Consider the following 20,367-nt stretch of genomic DNA (forward strand, 5'->3'; position numbering starts at 1 on the left):
TGGCGCGCAGCATAGCTCGGAACGCCGCGCCCGGTGGCGCCGCGCCCAGGCTTCTGCCGCGCAGACTCCTACCGCGGCGGCGCCTGCTGCGCGCGCCGCAGCAGCGCATGCAGCTCGGCCGGCTGCACCGGCTTGCGCAGCGCATGCCAGCCGCGCTCGTTGGCCAGCCGCTGCGTGGCCTCGTCGATGTCGGCCGACACCAGCGAGATGGCCAGCGCGGGCTTGAGCTGCTGCAGCCGGGTGGCCAGCGCGATGCCGTCGAGCGCGCCCGGCAGCCGGATGTCGCACAGCGCGAGGTCGAGCGCCTGCAGGTCGGCCAGCGCCAGCGCCTCGGCGGCGCTGCCGTAGACGCGCGGCTGCGCGCCCCACTGGCGCAGCAGCGACTGCAGGCTGTCGGCGACCACGGCGTTGTCCTCGACCACCAGCACCGCGAGGCCGGGGCGCAGCGCGGGCGCGGCCTCGGGCGGCGGCTTGAGGGCGGCCGGCGCCAGCGGCACCGCGTCGGCGGGCGCGGCCGCGAGCTCGAAGGCGAACACCGAGCCGCGGCCGGGCGCCGAGCGCAGCACCACCTCGATGCCCAACTGGGTCGCGAGCCGCCGCACGATCGCCAGCCCCAGGCCGTGGCCGCGCTGCAGGTTGCGCTCGACGTTGCCGATCTGCTCGAAGTCGCCGAACACGCGCTCGTGCGCCTCGGGCGCGATGCCGATGCCGCTGTCGCGCACCTCGACGCGCCAGGCGGCTCCGCCTTCGCCCTCACCCTCGCGCCGGCGCGCGCGCACCGCCAGCAGCACGCGGCCCGCGGGCGTGAACTTGACGGCGTTGTCGACCAGGTTGGCGAGCACGCGGCGCAGCGAGACCGCGTCGCTCCAGGCCACCGCGTCGCTCGGGCAGCGCACCAGCACGCGGCGCTCGCCGGCCTGGCGCGCGAGCTCGTGCAGCAGCGGCGCCAGCGCGACCGCGGCCGGGCGCAGCGGGTCGGCCGCGGCCTCGATGCGGCCGATCTCCAGCAGCTGGTTGGTGAGTCCTTCCAACGCCTGCTGGGCGCGTGCCAGCGAGCCCACCGTGTGCTGCACCGCCATCGTGTCGGCGCCTTCGCGCAGCTGCTGGCGCAGCACCTCGGCCTGCAGGCCGATCGCCATCACCGGCTGGCGCAGGTCGTGGTTGGCGGCCGAGAAGAAGCGCAGCCGCTCGGCCTGGGCCTGCTCGGAGGCGCGCAGGCCGGCCAGCGCCTGCTCGCGCAGGGTGCGCTCGTTGAGGCGCAGGCCGATGTTCTCCTCGAGCTGGCGCGAGCGCTCGGCCACCAGCTTCCACATCATGGCGGTGAGGCCGGCGCCGATGACGGCGACCGCGATCATCATCGGCGGCCCGAGCCAGATGCCCATCACGATGATCGGCGCCAGCAGCAGGGTGATCGCGAGCTGCGTGGCCGGCGTGTAGAACGAGACCGAGAAGGCGGCCGACAGCGTCATGCCCATCACGATCACGCCGAGCAGCAGCTGCAGCTCGATGCGCGAGGGGTCGAACAGCAGCACGCCGGCCGCGCCGTGCGCCAGCTCCCAGATGCCGGTGCGCAGCACGTGCACGCGCTGGGCGCGGCGCAGGCTGTCGGGGGTGAAGGGCTCTGGCAGGCGCTGCGGCACGAAGGCGCGCATCACCGTCACCAGCGTGATCAGGCCCAGCCAGGCCAGCGACAGCGGCAGCGAGAACTGCCAGGCGAACAGCGCCGCGATGCCGCAATTCAGCAGGTACTGCACCGCCAGGATCGGGCCGATCGGCTGCACCGAGATGCGCAGCACCTCGCACTGGATGGCGAAGCCGTCGTCCCGCGCGGCCCCTGGCGCTTCGGGGTTTCCGCCAGCGCTGGCGGGGCGGGCGGCGGGCGCCGCGGAGTCGTGCAAGGGCTTCATGGACCGGACCACTATAGGCAAGCAGGGCGACACAGCGACAATGGCAATCCCGTAGCCGGCCGTCGACCAAGCGAACTTCCGTGAATGATCTCTCCCTTTTCCTGCCTTGCGCCGCCGGCGTCGAGGAGTTTCTCGCGCAGGAGGTGCATGCGCTCACCGGCCGTGCCGGCGACGACCTGCTGATGCTGCGCGGCGGCGTGCGGGTGCGCGCCGACTGGCGCGAGGTGCTGCAGCTCAACCTGCACTGCCGCCTCGCGCAGCGCGTGCTGGTCGAGCTGGCCCAGGGCCTGTACCGCAACGAGAACGACCTCTACGGGCTGGCCAGCGGCGTGGCCTGGGAGATCTGGTTCACGCCCAAGCAGACCTTCAAGATCGAGACCACGGCCCAGCACAGCCCGCTGCAGAGCCTGAACTTCGCCACCCTGCGCATCAAGGACGCGATCGCCGACCGCTTCCGCGCCCGCGCCGGCGGCGTGCGCCCCAGCATCGAGACCCAGTGGCCCGACTGCCGCGTGTTCGCGCACCTGACCACCGACACCTGCACCCTCTACATCGACACCTCGGGCGAGCCGCTGTTCAAGCGCGGCTGGCGCCAGGACAAGGGCGACGCGCCGCTGAAGGAAACCCTGGCCGCCGCCATGCTGGCCGCCAGCGGCTGGTGGAACCCCGAGACCGGCGAGGTCGCCGACAAGCCGCTGTACGACCCCTGCTGCGGCAGCGGCACCATCGCCATCGAGGCGGCCCAGATCGCGCTCGGCATCCCGGCCGGCTGGCTGCGCCGCTTCGGCTTCGAGAAGCTGCTGCCGTTCCAGCCCCACGTGTGGGCCGCGGTGCGCGCCGCCTCCGAACCGCCGGCGGCCGAAGCGGGCGCCGCGCCGCGCATCTTCGGTTCCGACGTCTCGCACCGCATGGTCGATTTCGCGCAGCGCAACGCCGAGCGCGCGGGCGTGGACCAGGCGGTCGAGTTCCGCGGCGGCGACGCGCTGCAGCGCATGCCGCCCGCCGAGGCCGGCCTGATCGTGCTGAACCCGCCCTACGGCGAGCGCATCGGCATCGGCGGCGTGGCGCGCAGCGGCGCGCGCGAGACCGCGCAGGTGGCGGCACCCGCCGAGGGCGAGGCGGAGGGCGACGGCGGCGAATTCTTCCCGCAGCTCGCGAGCCACTGGAAGAAGAACTACCCGGGCTGGACCGCCTGGGTGCTCACGCCCGACCTCAAGCTGCCCAAGCGCATGCGGCTGAAGGAATCGCGCCGCGTGCCGATGTGGAACGGCCCGATCGAGTGCCGGCTGTTCCGCTTCGACATGGTCGCGGGTTCGGCGCGGGGCTAGCGGCTTCATGCGCGTGTCCGCAGACAGCCCGGCGCTGCCCGCGCCGCCGTCGATCGTCATCGACACCAACATCGCGCTCGACCTGCTGGTGTTCGAGGACCCGGCCTGGGCCCCGCTGGCCGCCGTGCTTGCGGCCGGCGAACTGCGCTGGGTCGCCACCGAGCCGATGCGCGGCGAGCTCGCGCGCGTGCTGCGCTATCCGCTGATCGCGCGCCGCATGGCGCAGCGCGCGCTCGAGTTGCCGGCCGTGCTGGCCGATTTCGATGCGCGCGCGCGGCTGGTGGAGGGTGTGCCGAAGCGCGCGCCCTACGTTTGCAGCGACCCCGACGACCAGATGTTCGTCGACCTCGCGGTGGCGCACCGCGCGCGGCTGCTCAGCAAGGACAAGGCGGTGCTCTCGATGCGCAAGCGGCTGGGCACGCTCGGGGTGGCGGTGCAGGCGGCCTTCGAGCCGCTGCCATAGCTGGCTGGCGCTCAGGCGTTGTGCCAGCGGCCCAGAAGCCGTGCCACCGCCCGCACGCGCTGCGTGTCGCGGCCCCAGCGCCGGCTCGCGGGCAGCTTCTGCGCCCACTTCATGCGCCGCGCCGCGTTCGCGATGCGCTCGCGCACGTCGGCGTTCACGTCGGCCAGCGCCGCATGCCAGTGCTGGCCGGCGGCGTCGGGCGCGGCGGCCTCGAGCATCATGGCCGTGGAATGCAGGTAGCTGAGCCAGTCGCGCGCCTGGCATTCGGCCAGCGTCATCACCTCGGAAGGGTCGTCCTCGAAGTCGATGTAGCCGATCACGCCGTCGGGGCACTGCACCAGGTTGCGGTCGAAGGCCTGGCTCAGGTGCTGGCCGTGCGCATGCACGGTGGCGATCGCCGCCAGCCCTTCGCGCCAGACCGCGAGCAGCGCGGCCGGGCCGGCGGTGGCGGCCTGGTCGAGCCGCTCCTGCAGCACCACGGTGCCGCGGCCGCTGGCGCCCAGGTCGGAGATCAAGAGGCCGTCGGCCTGCTCGGCCAGCACCCGGGGCACGCGCAGGCCGGCCGCGGCCAGCTGGCGCAGCCGGCGCGCCTCGGTCGCGATGGCGGCCTCGCCGCCGGGGTTGGGCACCGGCTTGATGATGTCCAGCCGCGCCATGCGCGCCACCGCGGCCATCACCCGGTAGCCCCACTTGCCGTGGCGCGGGCCGGCCTTCTTGAGCCACACGCGCTCATCGCCGAAGCGGTGGCTGGCCACGTTCTTGGCCTGGCGCGGCAGGGTGGTGCGCAGGAAGGCTGCGTAGTCGCCCGGCGCGGGCGGGGAGGGGATCGCATCCAGCGGGGCCGGGCCCGAGGCCACGCCCTTGCGCATCGAAAGGCGCGCGCCGGCGCCGCCACGTCGCAGCGGATTCATGCGGCCAGCGCGAGCCCCTGGGATGCGGCGGGAGCGCTCTGCATGCCCTGCATTCCCTGTGTCAGGGGTTGGAAACTGTCGGCACTGGCCAGCGGCCAGTAGGTGCGGAACACGTTGTGCTGCTCGTCGAGCGGGCCCAGCAGCGCGCCCGGCTGCACCTGCATCACCAGGTTGCTCAGCAGGCGCACCTCGGTGTCGGAGATGCGGCGCACGATGTGGTGGGCGGTGATCTGCTGCGGATGGTCGAGGCCGGCGGCCTGCACCAGCTCCTGCAGCGCATGCAGCGTGCTGCGGTGGAAGTTGCGCACGCGCTCGGCCTTGGTCGGCACCACCAGCGCCTGCTGGCGCACCGGGTCCTGCGTGGTCACGCCGGTCGGGCAGTGGCCGGTGTGGCAGCTCTGCGCCTGGATGCAGCCCAGCGCCATCATGAAGCCGCGCCCCGCGTTGCACCAGTCGGCGCCCAGCGCCATCATGCGCGCCAGGTCGAAGGCGGTGATGACCTTGCCGGCGCAGCCCAGCTTGATGCGGTGGCGCAGGTTCACGCCCAGCAGCGTGTTGTGCACCAGCAGCAGGCCTTCCTGCAGCGGCGCGCCCACGTGGTCGCTGAACTCGACCGGCGCCGCGCCGGTGCCGCCCTCGGCGCCGTCGACCACGATGAAGTCGGGCGTGATGCCGGTGGCCTGCATCGCCTTGACGATGCCGAACCATTCCCAGGGATGGCCGAGGCAGAACTTGAAGCCGGTGGGCTTGCCGCCCGAGAGCTCGCGCAGCCGGGCCACGAAATGCATCATCTCGGTCGGCGTGGAGAAGGCGCTGTGCGAGGAGGGCGAGATGCAGTCCACGCCGATCGGCACGCCGCGCGCGGCCGCGATCTCGGGCGTGACCTTGGGCGCCGGCAGCACGCCGCCGTGGCCGGGCTTGGCGCCCTGGCTCAGCTTGATCTCGATCATCTTCACCTGCGGATCGCGCGCATTGGCGATGAAGCGTTCCTCGCTGAAGGTGCCGTCCTCGTTGCGGCAGCCGAAGTAGCCCGAGCCGATCTCCCAGATCAGGTCGCCGCCGTGCACCCGGTGGTGCTGCGAGATCGAGCCCTCGCCGGTGTCGTGCGCGAAGCCGCCGCTCTTGGCGCCCTGGTTGAGCGCGAGGATGGCGTTGGCCGAGAGCGCGCCGAAGCTCATGGCGGAAATGTTGAACACGCTGGCGCTATAGGGCTGCGTGCAAGGATGGTTGGCCCCCCGGCTTGCCACTTCGTGTGCTTCGCCACCCCCCGAGGGGGAGGCTCGGCCGCCTTGGGGCGGCCCGGCGGCGGCCGATTGTGCCGGGTTGGCATCGGCCGGCTGCGGCGTGCCGCCGATCACGATGCGGAAGTCGTGGTTGGCGAGTTTCGTCGGCTGCATCGAGTGGTTGATCCACTCGTAGCCCGCGATGGTCACGTTGAGCTGGGTGCCGAAGGGCCGGTTGTCGGGCTCGCCCTTGGCGCGCTGGTAGACCAGCGAGCGCTGGGCGCGCGAGAAGGGCGCGGCCTCGGCATCGCTCTCGATGAAGTACTGGCGGATCTCGGGCCGGATGAATTCCAGCAGGAAACGCAGGTGCCCGATGACCGGGTAGTTGCGCAGGATCGCGTGCCGGGTCTGCCGCAGGTCGTGCACGCCGGTGCCCGAGAGCACCGCGAACACCACCAGCGCGAGCCAGGCGAACCAGAGATGGGGGGAGGCCAGGACGAAGGCCAGGCTGGCCGCGAAACCGGCCACGCACAGGGCGAAGGCGGTGTAGCGGACCGGAAACGGAGTGATCGTGGGCATGGTTGTGAGGGGCTGCCGGAGCCTGCTGCATCATAGAGGGCTGCTTCGAACTTGCCATGACGACCACCCCACCCGACTCCGCCGGCACGAATCCGGCCCCCACCCCCGACCTGCAACCCCTCGGTCCCGACGACTTCGACGCCCTCGACCGGGCGCTCGACGCGATGCGCGAGCACGACGAGGAAATTCCCCAATGGGAGTTCTGCGAGGGCTTCCTGGCAGCGCTGGTTTGTACCCGCCGCGTCATCGAGCCCGCGGAGTACTGGCCCGTGCTACTGGGCGACGGCTTCGTGCCGGCCCAGCAGATGGAATTCGTCTGGCACTGGAAGCGCCGCTGGCGCGAGATCGAGACCGGTCTCGATGCCGACGTCGAGACGCTCGAGGACGAGCGCAGCTGGCAGCCCGAGGTGCTCGACACCCGCGGCGCCGTCGCCGCGCTGCCGCCCGAGGAGCGCGCCGAGATGGAGGGCGAGGCGCTGCCCTCGTTCGCCCAGGTCTGGGCGCTGGGCTTCATGTACGCGGTCGAGAACTGGCCCGAGGACTGGACCCCGCCGCGCGACAAGGAGGCGGCCCAGATGCTCGACGACGCGCTCGAGAACATCGTCGTGCTGACCGAGGACGACAAGGCCAAGCCGGTGCTCTCGATGTACGACGAGAACGGCCCGCCCAGCGTGAGCCAGCAGCGCCTGGACGACTTCGGCGCCGCCATCTGGGCCGTGTACGACCTGCGCCAGCTCTGGAAGAGCCTGGGCCCCAAGGTCGAGACCCTCCGCAAGGAAGCCACGCCGGGCCGCAACGACCCCTGCCCCTGCGGCAGCGGCAAGAAGTACAAGAAGTGCCACGGTGCCGGCTGAGGGCGCCAGTACCGCTTCACCACCGGCCGCGGCGCTGAGCGCGCGCGCGGCCTGGGCCATGGTGCTCGCGTTGTGCGCGGGCGTGGCGCTGAGCCAGGCCTTCCGCACCGTCGGCGCCATCATGGCCAGCCCGCTGCAGGCCGAGTTCGGCCTGTCGCCGCAGGCGCTGGGTATCTTCTCGGGCGCCTTCCATTTCGCCTTCGGCGCGATGCAGCTGTTCATGGGCATCGGCATCGACCTGCACGGCGTGCGGCGCACCGTGCTGGTGGCCTTCCCGGTCGCGATCGCGGGGGCGCTGCTGTCGGCCCTGTCCTCGAACTACCTGGTGCTGGTGCTGGCCCAGGCGCTGATCGGCGTGGGCTGCGCGCCGGCCTTCCTGGTCTGCACCGTCTTCATCGCGCGCCACTTCCCGGCCGAGCGCTTCGCCACCGTCTCGGGGCTGGTGCTGGCGATCGGCGGCCTGGGCATGCTGGTCACCGGCACGCCGCTGGCGTGGCTGGTGCAGGCGCACTCCTGGCGCGCCGGCTTCGTGCTGCTGGCGCTGGCGGCCGCGCTGGCCTGGCTCGCGATCTGGCACTGGGTGCGCGAGCCCGCGGCGGCCGTGCCGGCGCGGCGCGAGTCGGTGCCCGAGGCGATCCGCCAGTTCGGCGCGCTGCTGATGCTGCGCCACACGCTGGGCATCGTGGTGCTGGGCGGTGTGACCTACGCCGCCTTCATCTCGCTGCGCGGGCTCTGGCTCGGGCCGCTGATGATCGAGCGGCACGGCTTCTCGCTGGTGCAGAGCGGCAACGTCGCGCTCGCGGTGTCGGTGATCTCGCTGGTCGGCGCGCCGCTGTTCGGCCGGCTCGACAGCACCGATCCCGCCGCGCGGCGCCGCCGCATCGTGCTCTGGGCGCTGGCCTACACGGGCCTGTTCGCGCTGATCGCCTTCGTGCACTCCGCCTGGCTCGACATCGCGGGCATGCTGCTGATCGGCGTGCTCTCGGGCTTCATCGTCTGGCAGTACGCCGACGTGCGCGGCGCCTACCCGGCGGCGCTCACGGGCCGCGCGATGGCGGTCTTCACCATGGCGATGTTCATGGGCGTGGCGCTGATGCAGTGGGGCACGGGCGTCGCCGCCTCGGTGGCGGCGGCGCACGGCGGCGATCCCCTCACGGCCGTGCTGGCGACCATCGCCGTGCTGCTGCTGGCGGGCATCGCGGCCTTCGCCTGGCTGCCGGCGCCGACCGCGAAGCCGCGTTCCTAGATCTTGAACGCGCGCTGGATGTCCGGCCGCACCAGGTCGGCGTACTCGCGGTGCTTGCGGATGTAGCCCGCGATGAACTGGCACACCGGGATCACGTGCAGGCCGCGCGCGCGGGCCTCGTCGAGCACGTGCTTCGCGATCTTCGAGCCCAGGCCCTTGCCCTCGTGCGCGGGCATCACCTCGGTGTGGGTGAACATGATCGCGTCGGTCAGCAGGTTGTATTCGGCCAGCGCGGCGAGTTCGCCGCCGATGCGGGCCTCGTAGCGGTGCTCGGCCTCGTTGTTCGAGAGGATCGGGGCGTTGTCGTCGGTGCTCATGGTTGTCCTTGCAATGGTCGTGTTCAGGCGGGCCGGCTCGCGAGGTATTTGGCGAGGTTGGCGGCGGCGGTGGCGCGCACCTTCTTGCGCAGCATCGGCGACCAGCCCAGCAGCAGCCCCGGCGTGCCCAGCGCCTGGCGCGACCAGGTCCAGAACGGGAAGCTGTCGCGGTGGGTGGCGATCAGGCCCTCGGGCGTGAAGCCGAAGCGCGCGTCGATGCTGTTGTCGACCAGGCGGCCGGTGGCGCTGAAGCGGTAGTGGGCGTCCCAATGGGCGCTGCCGCCGCGTTCGTCGGCGCGCACGTCGCGATGGCTCAGGCGCCAGACGTCGGCGCCCTTGGCCTTCGTGGCCTCGCACAGCATGCGCCACATGCCGCCGACCTCGCGCCGCCCGCGCAGCGAGAAGGCCTCGTCGTCGAACACCGCGTCGGGTGCGTAGCAGGCTTCCATGGTGGCGGCGTCGAGCTGGGCGAACGCGCCGTAGAAGCGCTCGATGGTCTGCGCATTGGTGGTGGCTGTCATGGGGCCTCGGGCGCCGGGAGCGCGGTGGTTGGAGATCTCGGGGAAGAGGGTCAGAGCGCGGCCGGAAGGGTGCGCACCAGGAAATCATAGACCGCGCGGATGCGCCGGTCGGTGCGGACCTCGCGGTGCACCGCCAGCCACACCGGCAGCGCGGGCAGCTTGAGCGCGGGCAGCACGCGCACCACCTCGGGGTCGCTGCGCGCCAGCGATTCGGCCACGAAGCCGATGCCCATGCCGTGGCGCAGCGCCTCCCAGTAGACGCTGACGTCGTCGGTGCGGAAGCAGAAGTCCTCGCGCTGCAGCGGCGCGCCGAGCTCGGCCGAGCTGCGCAGGATGCTCTCGTCGCGGTCGTAGCCCAGCAGGTCGTGCCGCAGCAGGTCGGTCCAGTGGCGCGGCGTGCCGCGGCGGCGCAGGTAGTCGCGCTGCGCGAAGGCGCCGAGCGCGAAGCGGCCCACGCGCCGCGCCACCAGGCTCGCGGTCTCGGGCCGGGTCATGCGCAGCGCGATGTCGGCCTCGCGCCGCAGCAGGTTGCTGACCTCGTTGCTGGCCACCAGCTCGATCTGGATCTCGGGCAGCTCCAGCCGCATGCGCGCCAGGATCGCCGGCAGCAGGTGGCGCGCCGCCGCCTGGCTGGCCGACAGCCGCACCGTGCCCGCGGTGGCGGCATTGGCGCCGGCCACGCCGCGCGACAGCGCCAGCGCGCCGTTCTCCATGACGCGCGCCGATTCGGCCAGCTGCGTGGCCATGGCGGTGGGAAGCAGGCCCTGGCCGGTGCGCTCGAACAGCACCACGCCGAGTTGCGACTCGAGCTCGGCGATGTGCCGCCCCAGCGTCGGCTGGCTCGCGTTGAGCAGCCGCGAGGCGGCCAGCAGGCTGCCGCTGTCGAGCGCCGCGAGGAAGGAGCGGATCAGTCGCCAGTCGAAATCGAGGTCGGTGCCGCGCCGCATGGGGTATTCAATTCTGAATATCTGTTGTCAATGGTTGTCTAATTGTGAAGTCAATCTTGACTTCCGATAATCCCCGGCATGGACGAGCGAAGAAACTTTGTCCGGCTGCTGGGAGGCGGTGTGGTGTTGGCCGCGGGCGCCGCGGCACTGGCCACCTGGTGGCTGCACGACGACATGCCGGCCGCGGCCCTGGAGATCTGGAACGGTCCGGGCGACGAGCCCGATGTGCGCCGGCGCGCGATCGCCTATGCGGTGACCGCGCCCTCGGCCTACAACCACCAGCCCTGGCGCGTCGACCTGCGCGAGCCCGATGCGATCGTCCTGTACTGCGACCGCGAGCGCCTGCTGCCCGAGACCGACCCCTTCGGCCGCCAGGTGGTGATCGGCCAGGGCGCCTTCCTCGAGCTGCTGGTGATGGCGCTGGCCCAGCAGGGCGTGGCGGCCAGCGTGCAGCTGTGGCCGCAGGGCGAACTGCCAGCCGACCCGCGGCAGTGGGGCCACCTGCCGGTGGCGCGGCTGCGGCTCGCGGGCGGCGGCACGCCCGATCCGCTGTTCTCCCAGGTGCTGCGCCGGCGCACGCCGAAGCAGCGCTTCGACACCGCGCGCCCGGTCTCGGCCGAGCTGCTGCAGGGCGTGAGCGCGGCGGTGCCCAACGGCGGCTCGCTGCGCGCCGACGGCACGGTCGAGATGGCGCGCGTGCTGCCGCTGCGCCGGCTCTGCCTGGCCGCGGCGCGGGTGGAGATCACCACGCCCCACACCGCGCGCGAGAACCTGCGGCTGCTGCGCGTGGGGCCCGAGGAGATCCTCGCGCACCGCGACGGCTTCTCGCTCAACGATCCCGCGCTGCGCGTGGCCGTGGCGCTGGGCCGCTTCGACCGCGAGGTGCCGGCGCGCGAGGGCAGCCGCGCCTTCGAGCGCACGCTGGCGCTGTATGTCGACCAGGCCAGCACGGCCATGGGTTTCAGCTGGATCAGCACCGCGGGCAACAGCCGCACCGACCAGCTCAACGCCGGCCGCGCCTACCTGCGCCAGCAGCTGCGCGCCACCGATCTCGGGCTGGGCATGCACCCGATGAGCCAGCCGCTCGAGGAGTTCGCGGAGATGGCTGCGCACCACGCGGCGGCGCACGAGATGCTGCTGGGCCTGCCGCCGCCGCGCGACGCGCGCAGCCGCACGCTGCAGCTGCTGTGCCGGATCGGCTATCCGATGGCGCTGGTGCCGCCCGCGCCGCGCCGTCCGCTGGGCGAGTTCGCGCTGGCCTGATCAGGCCGCGTTCGGGGCTTCGAGCAGCTGCACCAGCGTGTGCAGCGCATGCCGCACCGTGGCCGCGCGCACCGTGGCGCGGTCGCCGTCGAAGCGGCGCCGCTCGGTGCGCACCTGGCCGTCGACCGACCAGCCGAACCACACGGTGCCGACCGGCTTGTCGGGCGTGCCGCCGGTGGGGCCGGCGATGCCGGTGACCGCCACCGCGACGCGCGCCGGCGCCGAATGCGCGATCGCGCCCTGCGCCATCGCGCGTGACACCGGCTCGCTGACCGCGCCGTGCGCCTCGACCAGCGAGGCGTCCACGCCCAGCAACTCGGTCTTGGCCGCGTTGGAGTAGGTCACGAAGCCGCGCTCGAACCAGGCGCTGGAGCCCGCGAGCTCGGTGCAGGCGGCGCCGATCAGGCCGCCGGTGCAGCTCTCGGCGGTGGCCAGCAGCCAGCCCTTCTTCAGCAGCAGGCCGGCCAGGGCCTCCACCAGCTCGGGCGTGTCGAGGTCCTGCGATGAAGGGGGCGGGAAGGAGGATTCCATGGGTCGGGGTCTCACCAGGCGCGCCAGAGCGCGATCACCAGCAGCGAGCAGAAGGCCGCCACCAGGTCGTCGAGCATGATGCCGAAGCCGGCGTGCCACCAGCGCACCTGCGCGGCATCGCGCTGCTTGAACAGGCCGTCGGCCCAGGCCACGGGGCCCGGCTTGGCGGCATCGAAGAAGCGGAACAGGGCGAAGGCGACGATCTGCGCCCACAGGCCGGCCGGCGTCACCAGCCACAGCACGATCCAGAACGCGACCACCTCGTCCCACACCACCGCGCCGGGGTCGGCCAGGTTCATGTCGCGCGCCGTCAGCGTGCAGGCCCACCAGCCCAGCGGCAGCGAGACCCCGATGATCCAGCCGATGGCGGCCGGCGACAGCCAGTTCTGCATCACCGAGAACGCGGCCCAGGCCCACAGCGTGCCCACGGTGCCGGGCGCGAAGCGCGACAGGCCGGAGCCCAGGCCCAGCCCGACGAAGTGCGCCGGATGCGAGAACAGGAAGCGCGCGCTCGGGCGGCGGATGGAGGGCGGGGGCATGGCGCCGGAAGTGGGCATCGGACGGGCGGGATCGGAGACGGGAACGGCGGCGTGCATCAGCCGGGAGTGTCGCGCATCTTGCCGCAGCGGGTGCCGGCGGGGCGCGCGGCTCGCCGTCTTCGATTTTATTTATCAAAGCAATTGCTTGTTTAATTCGAGGTGGCGGCCTAGTATCCGGGCACCTTTCCAGATCTGGGCCCGGGCGTTTTCTCCGCCGGGGCCGACGCTTCCACCATGGCCTCTTCCTCCTCCCCCGCCCTCGACCGCTCCCGCGCCGATCCGCCGGCCACCGCCGGCTGGGGCGAACTCTTCAGCGGCCGCAACGGCTGGCGCGCGCTCGCGCTGACCGGCGGCGTCGCGCTGCATGCGGTCAACGTCCATATCGTCACCACCGTGCTGCCCTCGGTGGTGCGCGAGATCGGCGGGCTCGACTGGTACGCCTGGAGCACCACGCTGTTCGTGCTCGGCTCGATCCTCGGCGCGGCGCTGTCGGTGCGCCTGCTCGCGGTGCTGGGCCCGCGCGGCGCCTGCCTCGCGGCGCTGGCGGTGTTCAGCGCCGGCTCCGTCGGCTGCGCGCTCGCGCCGGCCATGCCGTGGATGCTGGCCGGCCGCACGGTGCAGGGCCTGGGCGGCGGGCTGCTGGCGGCGCTGAGCTACGGCCTGATCCAGCTGGTGTTCGCGCCGCGGCTGTGGCCGCGCGCGGTGGCGCTGGTGTCGGGCATGTGGGGCGTGGCCACGCTGTGCGGGCCGGCGGTGGGCGGGCTGTTCGCGCAGGGCGGCCACTGGCGCTGGGCCTTCTGGACCCTGCTGCCGGTGGCGGCCGCGCAGGCGCTGCTGGTGACGCTGCAGCTGCGCCCCGCGGCCGGCGTGCGGCACGAGCGCCCCGCCACGGCGCCGCGCATCGCGCTGCCGCAGATCGCGCTGCTGCTGGCCTCGGTGCTGGTGATCGCGGCCAGCGAGTTCGGCGCCTCGCTGCCGGCGCAGGCCGCGGGCGTCGCGCTGGGGCTGGCGCTCGGCATCGCCGCCACGCGCGTCGACCGCGCCTCGGCCGTGCGACTGCTGCCCACGGGCGCCTATTCGATCGCCGCGCCGCTGGGCGCGATCTACGCCAGCGTGGCGCTGCTGCTGATCGGCACCACCACCGAGATCTTCGTGCCCTATTTCCTGCAGCTGCTGCACGGCCACACGCCGCTCGCGGCCGGCTACCTCACGGCCGCGATGGCCGGCGGCTGGAGCGTGGGCTCGCTGCTCTCGTCGGGGCGCAGCGGCGCGGGTGCCGACCGCATGCTGCGTGCCGGCCCGGTGGTCTGCACGCTGGGCCTGGCGGCGCTGGCCGTGCTGCTGCCCGCGCCGGGGCATCTGCCCGCCGGGCTCGAGACGCTGGCCGTCGCGCTCGCGCTGGCGGCCGTGGGGCTCGGCGTGGGCATCGGCTGGCCGCACCTGCTGACGCGCGTGATGTCGCGCGCACCGGCCGGCGAGGAAGGCCTGGCCTCGGCCTCGATCACCACGGTGCAGCTCTACGGCATGGCGGTCGGCGCCGCGGTGGCCGGGCTGGTGGCGAACGCGGCCGGGCTCACGCAGCCGGGCGGCGTCGAGGGCGCGCGCTCGGCGGCCGTGTGGCTGTTCGCGAGCTTCGCGATCGCGCCGGCGCTGGTGGTGCTGCTGGCGCGGCGCGTGGTGTCGGCCACGCGCGACGCCTAGACGCTAGGCCAGCACCCCTTCCCACGGCAGCGCGCGCTTGGTCGCGCGCTCGCGCTGCGGCTCGCCGCGCAGCCGCGCTACCAGCTCGTACACGTCGGCCGGGATGTAGGCGCCGCGCCAGGCCACGTGCTGGTCGGCGCGGCACAGCACCAGGCGATGCGCGTAGGCCGGCGGCACCACGGCGGCATCGATGTCGAGCACCGTGAGCGGCATGCGGTAGGTGTCGGCCGCGCGTTCCAGCGCGCGCACGTCGGCGCTGCGGTCGAAGCGCAGCAGCGTGTAGCCCGGGCCGAAGGCGTCGTACAGCGAGCGGCCGTCGGCCAGCCAGAAGTGCGGCGCGCGGCAGCCCGGCACGGTCGAGGCCGTGAAGGCGCCCATCGAATAGACCGGCGGCACGTGCTCGCCGTCGGGCACGATGATCGGCGAGCCGGTGTAGAAGTAGCCGAAGTTCAGGCCCGCGCAGCAGAACTGCTGCACGTTGAGCTCGTAGGCCTCCTGCCCGATGTCGGCGCGCAGCGCGTCGCCCTCGGGGCCGGGTGCCTCGATGTTCGGAGGCACCGCGCGGCGCGCGCGGATCATCTTCTGTGCATGGTCCATCGCGAACTGCGAGACCTGCTCGGTGATCGGCAGCCGCTCGGCCTCGTAGGCGTCGAGGATGCCCTCGTCGGCCCAGCCCTGCACGCAGGCCGCGAGCAGCCACGAGAGGTTGAGCGCGTCGGCGATGCCGGCGTTCATGCCGTAGCCCGCGTAGGGCACCCACAGGTGGGCGGCGTCGCCCGCGAGGAACACGCGGCCGTTGCGGAAGCGGTCGGCCACCAGGCGGCGGCCCACCCAGTCCTCCTTGCTGAGGATCTCGTACTCGAAGTCGGGACCGACGCCGAGGATCTCGCGCAGCGAGCGGTCGCGGTCGACCGAATCGAACTCGGGCTCCTCGGCGTTGAGGTGGTTGTGCACCAGCCAGGTCTCGTGGCCGTCGATGGCGAACATGGTGCCGCAGCGGCGCGGGTTCATCGCGTAGTACGACCACGCGGGCTTGCCCGGGATCAGCGCGCGCAGGCCGGGCGCGCGGATGCAGGTCGACTGCACGCGCTGGATCACCGCCGTGCCCTCGAGCTTCGCGCCCATCTGCTTGCGCACCGCCGAGCTGCCGCCGTCGCAGCCCACCATGTAGCGCCCGCGCAGGCTGCGCGTCACGCCGCTGTCGAGGTCGGTGGCGATCGCCGTCACGCCCTCGGCGTCCTGCGTGAAGCCGCCGACCTGCGTGCGGTTGAGCAGGGTCACGCCGGGCAGCGCGGCCGTGTGGCGCAGCAGGATGGGCTCGAGATAGATCTGGTTGATGCGGTGCGGCGGCTCGGGCGTGGGCCACCAGGCATCGGGGCCCTCGGTCTCGGTGTAGCGGTCGCGCCGGCAGGGAATCGGGATGCGCGCGAGCTCCGTGCCCGTCACGCTGGTGCGGAACACCACGTCGTTCGGATGCTCGGCCGGCAGGCCCGCGTCGCGCAGCTTCTGCGCCACGCCCAGGCGGCGGAACTGCTCCATGGTGCGCGACGCCACATGGTTGCATTTCACGTTCGGCGGCTCGGCGAAGCCGCGCGTCTCGCAGACGATCGTGCTGACGCCGCGCGAGGCCAGGTCCATCGCGAGCGAGAGGCCCACCGGGCCGGCGCCGACGATCAGCACGTCGGCCTGGAGATCGAGGTCGTTCTTCATGCGCACGGGGTCTATTCGAGCTTGATGTTGGCGGTGCGGATCACCTGCGCCCACTTGCGGGTCTCCGCGCGGATGTAGGCATCGAAGGCCTCGCTCGACCCCGGCGCGGGTTCCACGCCGAGGTTGCGCATCGCGGCCTTGATCTGTTCGTCGCCGAGCGCTGCGTTGATCTCGGCATTGAGCCGCGCGACCACCGGCGCCGGCGTGGCCGCGGGCGCCACCACGCCGAACCAGCCGGTCGAGTCGTAGCCGGGCAGGCCGGCCTCGGCCACCGTCGGCACCTCGGGCAGCATCGGCAGCCGTGCGGGGCTGGTGACGGCGAAGGCAATCAGCTTGCCTGCCTTGATCTGCTGCAGCGCCGAGGGCAGGTCGACCACCGCGAGCGGCACCTGTCCCGCGAGCGCGTCGAGCGCGGCCGGGCCCGAGCCGCGGTAGGGCACCTCGACCAGCTTGACCTCGGCCATCTGCGCGAACAGCGCGGCCGACAGGTGCATCGCCGTGCCGTTGCCGCCATGGCCGATCGACAGCCCGCCGGGCTGCGTCTTCGCGAGCGCGATCAGCTCGCGCTGGTTGCGCGCCGCGATCGAGGGATGGCCCACGATCACGAACGGGATCGCGGCCAGCATGCCCACGGGCTTGAAGTCCTTCAGCGGATCGAAGGGCATCTGCGCATAGAGGCTCGCGTTGGCCGCGAGCGCGCCCGCCGCGCCCACGCCCAGCGTGTAGCCGTCGCCCGGTGCCTTGGCCACCAGCGTGAGCCCGACGTTGCCGCCTGCGCCGGGCCGGTTGTCGACCACCACCGGCTGACCCAGCTTCTCGTTGAGCCGCGGCACCAGCATGCGCACCACCGCGTCGGCGCTGCCGCCGGGCGGGAAGGTCACGACCACGCGGATCGGCTTGTCGGGAAAGGCGCCCGCAGCGGGTGCCTGCGCGAAGGTGGGGCCGCCGGACAGCGCGGCGGCCGCGGCCAGCAGCAATTGCCTGCGCAGCGGTTGTGTCGCGCCGCGGGCGATCGTTGCGGTCATCGGTACTCCTTGAATGTTCATGTCTGTTCTGCGTCCGATTGAACGATGGGCGGATTCATTCGTAAATCAAGAAATTCAGAACCAAATATCATGTTTCCTGATGAAAGCGAACTTCAGTCCTACGATCCGCCAGCTGCGCGCCTTCCTCGCCGTCTACCAGCTGCGGCAGCTCAGCGCCGCGGCGCAGCGGCTGTTCGTCACGCAGTCGGCCGTGAGCATGCTGCTGCGCCAGCTCGAGGACGGATTGGGCACGCGGCTGTTCGACCGCACCACGCGCTCGCTCAAGCCGACGGCCGCCGCGCAGGAGATGCTGCCCGCGGCCGAGCGCATCCTGCGCGACGTCGATGCGCTCGCGGCCGGCTTTCGCGACCTCGCCACGCTCGAGCGCGGCCGCGTCTCGATCGCGATCACGCCGACGCTGGCCTCCTTCCTGCTGCCCGAGGCGATCGGACTGTTCCAGCAGCAGCATCCCAAGGTGCGCGTGGTGGTCAGCGACTGCGCGCCCGACCAGTTCATCGCGCGCATCCTCGGCGAGCACGTGGACTTCGGCATCGGCACGCCCGAGCGGCCCGGTGCCGAGGTCGAGACGCAGCGCCTCTTGCGCGACCATCTCGCGCTGGTGTGCCGCAGCGACCATCCGCTGGCGCAGGCACGCGTGGTGCGCTGGACCGACCTCGGCCGCCATCCGGTGATCACGGTACGGCCCGGCTATGGCGTGCGCCCGTTGATCGACGGCACCGCCAGCGATGCGGGCGTGGCGCTCGAGGTCGCGCACGAGGTGTCTTTTCTCTCGACCGCGCTGTGGATGACCGCCTGCGGCATGGGCCCGTCGATCATGCCCTCGGCCTTCGCGCGCGCGGCGGGCGATCCCGCGCTGGTCATCAAGCTGCTGAGCGCGCCGCGCGTCTCGCGCGACATCTCGGTGGTCACCAAGCGCGGCCACACGCTGTCGGAGGCGGCGCGCCAGTTCATCGACGTGCTCAAGCGCACGCTGTGAGGCGGACTGGCGTTCAGGCGAAGTGATCGAAGGAGCCGAAGCGCTGCGCCACCGGCGCGCCCGCGGCATCGACGAAGCGCAGCCCGCTCTCGGCATCGATGCGCCCGATGCGCGTGACCGGCGTCGCGCTGTCGCGGCCGGCCTGTTCCACCGCCGCGCGCGCCGAGGCCGGCGCGGTGAACACCAGCTCGTAGTCGTCGCCGCCCGAGATCGCCATCGCGCGCAGCGTGTCGCGTTCCAGCCCCGCGGCGGCCGCCGAGCCGTCGGCCACGGCCGCGATGCAGTGCATCGCCGCGTCGACGTCGAGCGTCGCGCCCACGCGGCTCGCGCGCAGGATGTGGCCGAGGTCGCCCGCGAGGCCGTCGCTCACGTCGGCCGCCGCGCTCGCGATGCCGCGCAGCGCCTGGCCCAGCGCCACGCGCGGCGCGGGTTGTTCCATGCGTGCGCGCGTGCGCTCGAACAGCGGGCCCGGCAGCGACAGCGTGCCGCGGAAGTTCTCGAGCGCCAGCCGCGCATCACCGAGCGTGCCGCTGGTCCACAGCTCGTCGCCCGCGCGCGCGCCCGAGCGCAGCAGCGCCGCGCCGGCCGGCACCTCGCCGAACACGGTGATGCAGATGTTGAGCGGGCCGCGGGTGGTGTCGCCGCCCACCAGCTCGCAGCCGTGCTCGTCGGCCAGCGCGAACAGGCCGCGCGAGAAGCCCTCGAGCCAGTTCTCGTCGACGCCCGGCAGCGCCAGCGCCAGCGTGAAGGCCAGCGGCTTCGCGCCGCAGGCCGCGAGATCGCTGAGGTTGACCGCCAGCGCCTTGTGGCCGAGCCGCACCGGATCGACGGTCGAGAGGAAGTGCCGGCCCTCGACCAGCATGTCCGAGGAGACCGCGAGCTGCATGCCCGGCGCGGGCGCGAGCAGCGCGCAGTCGTCGCCCACGCCCAGCGGCGAGCGTGTGGCGGGGCGCTGGAAGTAGCGCTGGATCAGGTCGAATTCACCCATGCGCCGAGCATAAGCGGGGAAAGGCATGCGCCGATGGCCGACACGCGGCGCCGCCGCGATGCATTAGATTGGGGGACTGTCCGAGGAGATCCGCCGAATGCCCGATACCCTGACCCTGTCCGCGACCGAACGCGTCGGCGAAGCCATGCGCCGCTCGCTCCCGCTGCTGCCCGGCGAGGCGCGCGGCACGGTCGAGGCGATGCTGCAGCCCGAGGCGCTGGCGATCGTCGCCGGCACGCTGGTGGTGTGGGCCGGCTCGCATTTCTTCGGCGTGGGCGAGGTGGTCGACATCATCCTGCTGGTGGTCGGCTTCGCGGCGCTCGGCATGTCGGTGTTCTCGGGCGCGGGCGAGCTGTCGGAATTCACCACCAAGGCCGTCAACGGCCGCACCAGCGCCGACCTCGACGAGGCGGCCGGCCACTTCGCGAAGGCCGTGATGCTGCTGGGGATCTCCGCGATCCAGGCGATGCTGCTGCGCAGCGCCGCGAAGCCCGTGGTCCAGCGCGGCATGCCGCGCGTCGAACCGCTGCCCGACGTGGGCACGCCGCCGCCGGCCGGCAACGGGTTGTCGCTGAGCCGGCCGCGCTCGCTGCCCGGCGGCGAGCTCGGCGGCACCACCATGTACGGCGAGATCGCGGTCTCGCGCGCCCAGAGCCTCAGCGAGCAGAAGGTCACGCTGTTCCACGAGCTCGTGCACCGCTACTTCTCGCCGCGCACCGGCCCGCTGCGGCAGCTGCGCGCGCAGTTCCGCTGGAACGCCTATTCGAAGTCCTCGCTGCTGCGCTACCTCGAGGAGGCGATGGCCGAGGGCTACGGCCAGCTGCGGGTGCACGGCCTGTCGCAGGCGCTCGGCGCCTACCGTTTCCCTATCCAGTTCGGCTACGTCACCGTGTCGCAGATGCGCGCCGAGGGCATGGCCATCGGCACCATCTCGCTGGGCGGCACCCTGTTCTGGGTCGGCGTGAGCGACGGGCCGATGCCCACGCATCCCCGCATGCCGCAGGCGCTGCCGCCCTTGCCGCCGCTGCCCGCGCAGGCTCCGGCCCAACCGTCCTCGCCGCGGCTGCAGCCCGCGCCCGCGCGATGATCGACGAAGCCACCGCGATCGGCGTCGCGCGCCGCATCGCGCTGCAGCAGGGCTGGGCCTTCGTGGAGCCGGTACAGGCGCGGCTGCGCAAGCCCTGGTTCTTCTCGAAGCAGTCCGCGCGCTGGGAGATCGAGAGCAATGCCGTCGCCTTCGGCGCGCGCGCGCGCTTCGTGATCGATGCCGAGGACGGCACGGTGCTCGAGAAGGGCTACGTGCCGCGCTGAGGCGCC

Annotated in this window: 20 protein-coding genes; 9 read left to right on the plus strand and 11 right to left on the minus strand. The window is 72.7% G+C overall.

The genetic code is table 11. From position 1 onward, the window contains the following. Window positions 1-68 precede the first annotated feature (68 nt). Entirely contained in the window at window positions 69-1,907 is a 1,839-nt protein-coding gene (locus AC07PU_RS38725; RefSeq protein ID WP_495323195.1) for an ATP-binding response regulator, read from the minus strand. Between the two features lie 80 nt (window positions 1,908-1,987). On the opposite strand from AC07PU_RS38725, the gene AC07PU_RS38730 reads away from it, so the two are divergent. Then, a complete protein-coding gene (locus AC07PU_RS38730) occupies window positions 1,988-3,235 on the plus strand; it encodes a THUMP domain-containing class I SAM-dependent RNA methyltransferase (RefSeq protein ID WP_431511255.1) in 1,248 nt (415 codons plus the stop codon). 7 nt (window positions 3,236-3,242) lie between these two features. After that, on the plus strand, window positions 3,243-3,698 hold the full coding sequence (locus tag AC07PU_RS38735; RefSeq protein WP_093350670.1) for a PIN domain-containing protein: 456 nt from the start codon (window positions 3,243-3,245) through the stop codon (window positions 3,696-3,698). An 11-nt stretch (window positions 3,699-3,709) separates the two neighbouring features. Here AC07PU_RS38735 and AC07PU_RS38740 read toward each other — a convergent pair whose 3' ends face one another. Continuing rightward, window positions 3,710-4,609: a BUD32 family EKC/KEOPS complex subunit gene (locus AC07PU_RS38740; protein WP_495323196.1), complete on the minus strand. Its 900-nt coding sequence runs from the start codon at window positions 4,607-4,609 to the stop codon at window positions 3,710-3,712. After that, on the minus strand, window positions 4,606-6,411 hold the full coding sequence (locus AC07PU_RS38745) for an FMN-binding glutamate synthase family protein (protein ID WP_495323198.1): 1,806 nt from the start codon (window positions 6,409-6,411) through the stop codon (window positions 4,606-4,608). Before AC07PU_RS38745 ends, AC07PU_RS38740 begins: the two co-directional genes overlap by 4 nt. Before the next feature lie 56 nt (window positions 6,412-6,467). On the opposite strand from AC07PU_RS38745, the gene AC07PU_RS38750 reads away from it, so the two are divergent. Together AC07PU_RS38750 and AC07PU_RS38755 are read left to right on the plus strand one after the other, a co-directional pair. Beyond that, on the plus strand, window positions 6,468-7,265 hold the full coding sequence (locus tag AC07PU_RS38750; protein WP_495323199.1) for a UPF0149 family protein: 798 nt from the start codon (window positions 6,468-6,470) through the stop codon (window positions 7,263-7,265). Between the two features lie 58 nt (window positions 7,266-7,323). After that, a complete protein-coding gene (locus AC07PU_RS38755; protein WP_296781750.1) occupies window positions 7,324-8,511 on the plus strand; it encodes an MFS transporter in 1,188 nt (395 codons plus the stop codon). Here AC07PU_RS38755 and AC07PU_RS38760 read toward each other — a convergent pair. The 3 genes from AC07PU_RS38760 to AC07PU_RS38770 are packed head-to-tail and all read right to left on the minus strand — an operon-like array spanning window position 8,508 to window position 10,296. After that, the gene (locus AC07PU_RS38760) at window positions 8,508-8,828 is read right to left on the minus strand and encodes a GNAT family N-acetyltransferase (RefSeq protein WP_057595774.1); all 321 of its coding nucleotides are present in this window, start codon (window positions 8,826-8,828) and stop codon (window positions 8,508-8,510) included. The two genes, AC07PU_RS38755 and AC07PU_RS38760, sit on opposite strands and share 4 nt — an antisense overlap. A 23-nt stretch (window positions 8,829-8,851) precedes the next feature. Further along, on the minus strand, window positions 8,852-9,349 hold the full coding sequence (locus tag AC07PU_RS38765) for a nuclear transport factor 2 family protein (RefSeq protein ID WP_495323200.1): 498 nt from the start codon (window positions 9,347-9,349) through the stop codon (window positions 8,852-8,854). 50 nt (window positions 9,350-9,399) lie between these two features. Then, entirely contained in the window at window positions 9,400-10,296 is an 897-nt protein-coding gene (locus tag AC07PU_RS38770; RefSeq protein ID WP_296781706.1) for a LysR family transcriptional regulator, read from the minus strand. Between the two features lie 78 nt (window positions 10,297-10,374). Between AC07PU_RS38770 and AC07PU_RS38775 the strand changes: the two genes are divergently transcribed. Further along, complete coding sequence (locus AC07PU_RS38775) at window positions 10,375-11,559, plus strand: Acg family FMN-binding oxidoreductase (protein WP_495323201.1); 1,185 nt, start codon at window positions 10,375-10,377, stop codon at window positions 11,557-11,559. Here the strand turns inward: AC07PU_RS38775 and AC07PU_RS38780 are convergent, their stop codons facing one another. After that, the gene (locus AC07PU_RS38780) at window positions 11,560-12,090 is read right to left on the minus strand and encodes a CinA family protein (protein ID WP_495323202.1); all 531 of its coding nucleotides are present in this window, start codon (window positions 12,088-12,090) and stop codon (window positions 11,560-11,562) included. It abuts the gene before it with no gap. A gap of 11 nt (window positions 12,091-12,101) precedes the next feature. Then, complete coding sequence (locus tag AC07PU_RS38785) at window positions 12,102-12,629, minus strand: phosphatidylglycerophosphatase A family protein (RefSeq protein WP_495323203.1); 528 nt, start codon at window positions 12,627-12,629, stop codon at window positions 12,102-12,104. 234 nt (window positions 12,630-12,863) lie between these two features. Between AC07PU_RS38785 and AC07PU_RS38790 the strand changes: the two genes are divergently transcribed. Continuing rightward, window positions 12,864-14,330, plus strand: a complete 1,467-nt coding sequence (locus tag AC07PU_RS38790; RefSeq protein ID WP_495323204.1) for an MFS transporter — start codon at window positions 12,864-12,866, stop codon at window positions 14,328-14,330. A gap of 3 nt (window positions 14,331-14,333) precedes the next feature. Here the strand turns inward: AC07PU_RS38790 and AC07PU_RS38795 are convergent, their stop codons facing one another. Continuing rightward, entirely contained in the window at window positions 14,334-16,040 is a 1,707-nt protein-coding gene (locus AC07PU_RS38795) for an FAD-dependent oxidoreductase (RefSeq protein WP_495323231.1), read from the minus strand. An 11-nt stretch (window positions 16,041-16,051) separates the two neighbouring features. Continuing rightward, the gene (locus tag AC07PU_RS38800) at window positions 16,052-17,065 is read right to left on the minus strand and encodes a Bug family tripartite tricarboxylate transporter substrate binding protein (protein WP_495323205.1); all 1,014 of its coding nucleotides are present in this window, start codon (window positions 17,063-17,065) and stop codon (window positions 16,052-16,054) included. 100 nt (window positions 17,066-17,165) lie between these two features. Between AC07PU_RS38800 and AC07PU_RS38805 the strand changes: the two genes are divergently transcribed. Further along, on the plus strand, window positions 17,166-18,062 hold the full coding sequence (locus tag AC07PU_RS38805; RefSeq protein ID WP_296781701.1) for a LysR family transcriptional regulator: 897 nt from the start codon (window positions 17,166-17,168) through the stop codon (window positions 18,060-18,062). A gap of 13 nt (window positions 18,063-18,075) precedes the next feature. On the opposite strand, the gene thiL is transcribed toward AC07PU_RS38805, so the two are convergent. Beyond that, entirely contained in the window at window positions 18,076-19,050 is a 975-nt protein-coding gene (thiL, locus tag AC07PU_RS38810; protein ID WP_495323206.1) for a thiamine-phosphate kinase, read from the minus strand. A 97-nt stretch (window positions 19,051-19,147) separates the two neighbouring features. Between thiL and AC07PU_RS38815 the strand changes: the two genes are divergently transcribed. Together AC07PU_RS38815 and AC07PU_RS38820 are read left to right on the plus strand one after the other, a co-directional pair. After that, on the plus strand, window positions 19,148-20,137 hold the full coding sequence (locus AC07PU_RS38815; RefSeq protein ID WP_495323207.1) for a hypothetical protein: 990 nt from the start codon (window positions 19,148-19,150) through the stop codon (window positions 20,135-20,137). Next, window positions 20,134-20,361: a hypothetical protein gene (locus AC07PU_RS38820; protein ID WP_093350714.1), complete on the plus strand. Its 228-nt coding sequence runs from the start codon at window positions 20,134-20,136 to the stop codon at window positions 20,359-20,361. The genes AC07PU_RS38815 and AC07PU_RS38820 overlap by 4 nt, the downstream gene beginning before the upstream one ends. Window positions 20,362-20,367: the final 6 nt, after the last annotated feature.

The sequence above is a fragment of the Variovorax sp. GW821-FHT10D07 genome (assembly GCF_059415325.1).

Excerpts from the sequence above, each read along its gene's own strand:
- AC07PU_RS38785 (WP_495323203.1), bottom strand. The coding sequence starts at position 12,629 with ATGCCCCCGCCCTCCATCCGCCGCCCGAGCGCGCGCTTCCTGTTCTCG.
- AC07PU_RS38725 (WP_495323195.1), bottom strand. The coding sequence starts at position 1,907 with ATGAAGCCCTTGCACGACTCCGCGGCGCCCGCCGCCCGCCCCGCCAGC.
- AC07PU_RS38815 (WP_495323207.1), top strand. The coding sequence starts at position 19,148 with ATGCCCGATACCCTGACCCTGTCCGCGACCGAACGCGTCGGCGAAGCC.
- AC07PU_RS38740 (WP_495323196.1), bottom strand. The coding sequence starts at position 4,609 with ATGAATCCGCTGCGACGTGGCGGCGCCGGCGCGCGCCTTTCGATGCGC.
- AC07PU_RS38755 (WP_296781750.1), top strand. The coding sequence starts at position 7,324 with ATGGTGCTCGCGTTGTGCGCGGGCGTGGCGCTGAGCCAGGCCTTCCGC.
- AC07PU_RS38805 (WP_296781701.1), top strand. The coding sequence starts at position 17,166 with ATGAAAGCGAACTTCAGTCCTACGATCCGCCAGCTGCGCGCCTTCCTC.
- AC07PU_RS38765 (WP_495323200.1), bottom strand. The coding sequence starts at position 9,349 with ATGACAGCCACCACCAATGCGCAGACCATCGAGCGCTTCTACGGCGCG.
- AC07PU_RS38775 (WP_495323201.1), top strand. The coding sequence starts at position 10,375 with ATGGACGAGCGAAGAAACTTTGTCCGGCTGCTGGGAGGCGGTGTGGTG.
- AC07PU_RS38760 (WP_057595774.1), bottom strand. The coding sequence starts at position 8,828 with ATGAGCACCGACGACAACGCCCCGATCCTCTCGAACAACGAGGCCGAG.
- AC07PU_RS38770 (WP_296781706.1), bottom strand. The coding sequence starts at position 10,296 with ATGCGGCGCGGCACCGACCTCGATTTCGACTGGCGACTGATCCGCTCC.
- AC07PU_RS38790 (WP_495323204.1), top strand. The coding sequence starts at position 12,864 with ATGGCCTCTTCCTCCTCCCCCGCCCTCGACCGCTCCCGCGCCGATCCG.
- AC07PU_RS38795 (WP_495323231.1), bottom strand. The coding sequence starts at position 16,040 with ATGAAGAACGACCTCGATCTCCAGGCCGACGTGCTGATCGTCGGCGCC.
- AC07PU_RS38750 (WP_495323199.1), top strand. The coding sequence starts at position 6,468 with ATGACGACCACCCCACCCGACTCCGCCGGCACGAATCCGGCCCCCACC.
- thiL (WP_495323206.1), bottom strand. The coding sequence starts at position 19,050 with ATGGGTGAATTCGACCTGATCCAGCGCTACTTCCAGCGCCCCGCCACA.
- AC07PU_RS38780 (WP_495323202.1), bottom strand. The coding sequence starts at position 12,090 with ATGGAATCCTCCTTCCCGCCCCCTTCATCGCAGGACCTCGACACGCCC.
- AC07PU_RS38735 (WP_093350670.1), top strand. The coding sequence starts at position 3,243 with ATGCGCGTGTCCGCAGACAGCCCGGCGCTGCCCGCGCCGCCGTCGATC.
- AC07PU_RS38745 (WP_495323198.1), bottom strand. The coding sequence starts at position 6,411 with ATGCCCACGATCACTCCGTTTCCGGTCCGCTACACCGCCTTCGCCCTG.
- AC07PU_RS38800 (WP_495323205.1), bottom strand. The coding sequence starts at position 17,065 with ATGACCGCAACGATCGCCCGCGGCGCGACACAACCGCTGCGCAGGCAA.
- AC07PU_RS38820 (WP_093350714.1), top strand. The coding sequence starts at position 20,134 with ATGATCGACGAAGCCACCGCGATCGGCGTCGCGCGCCGCATCGCGCTG.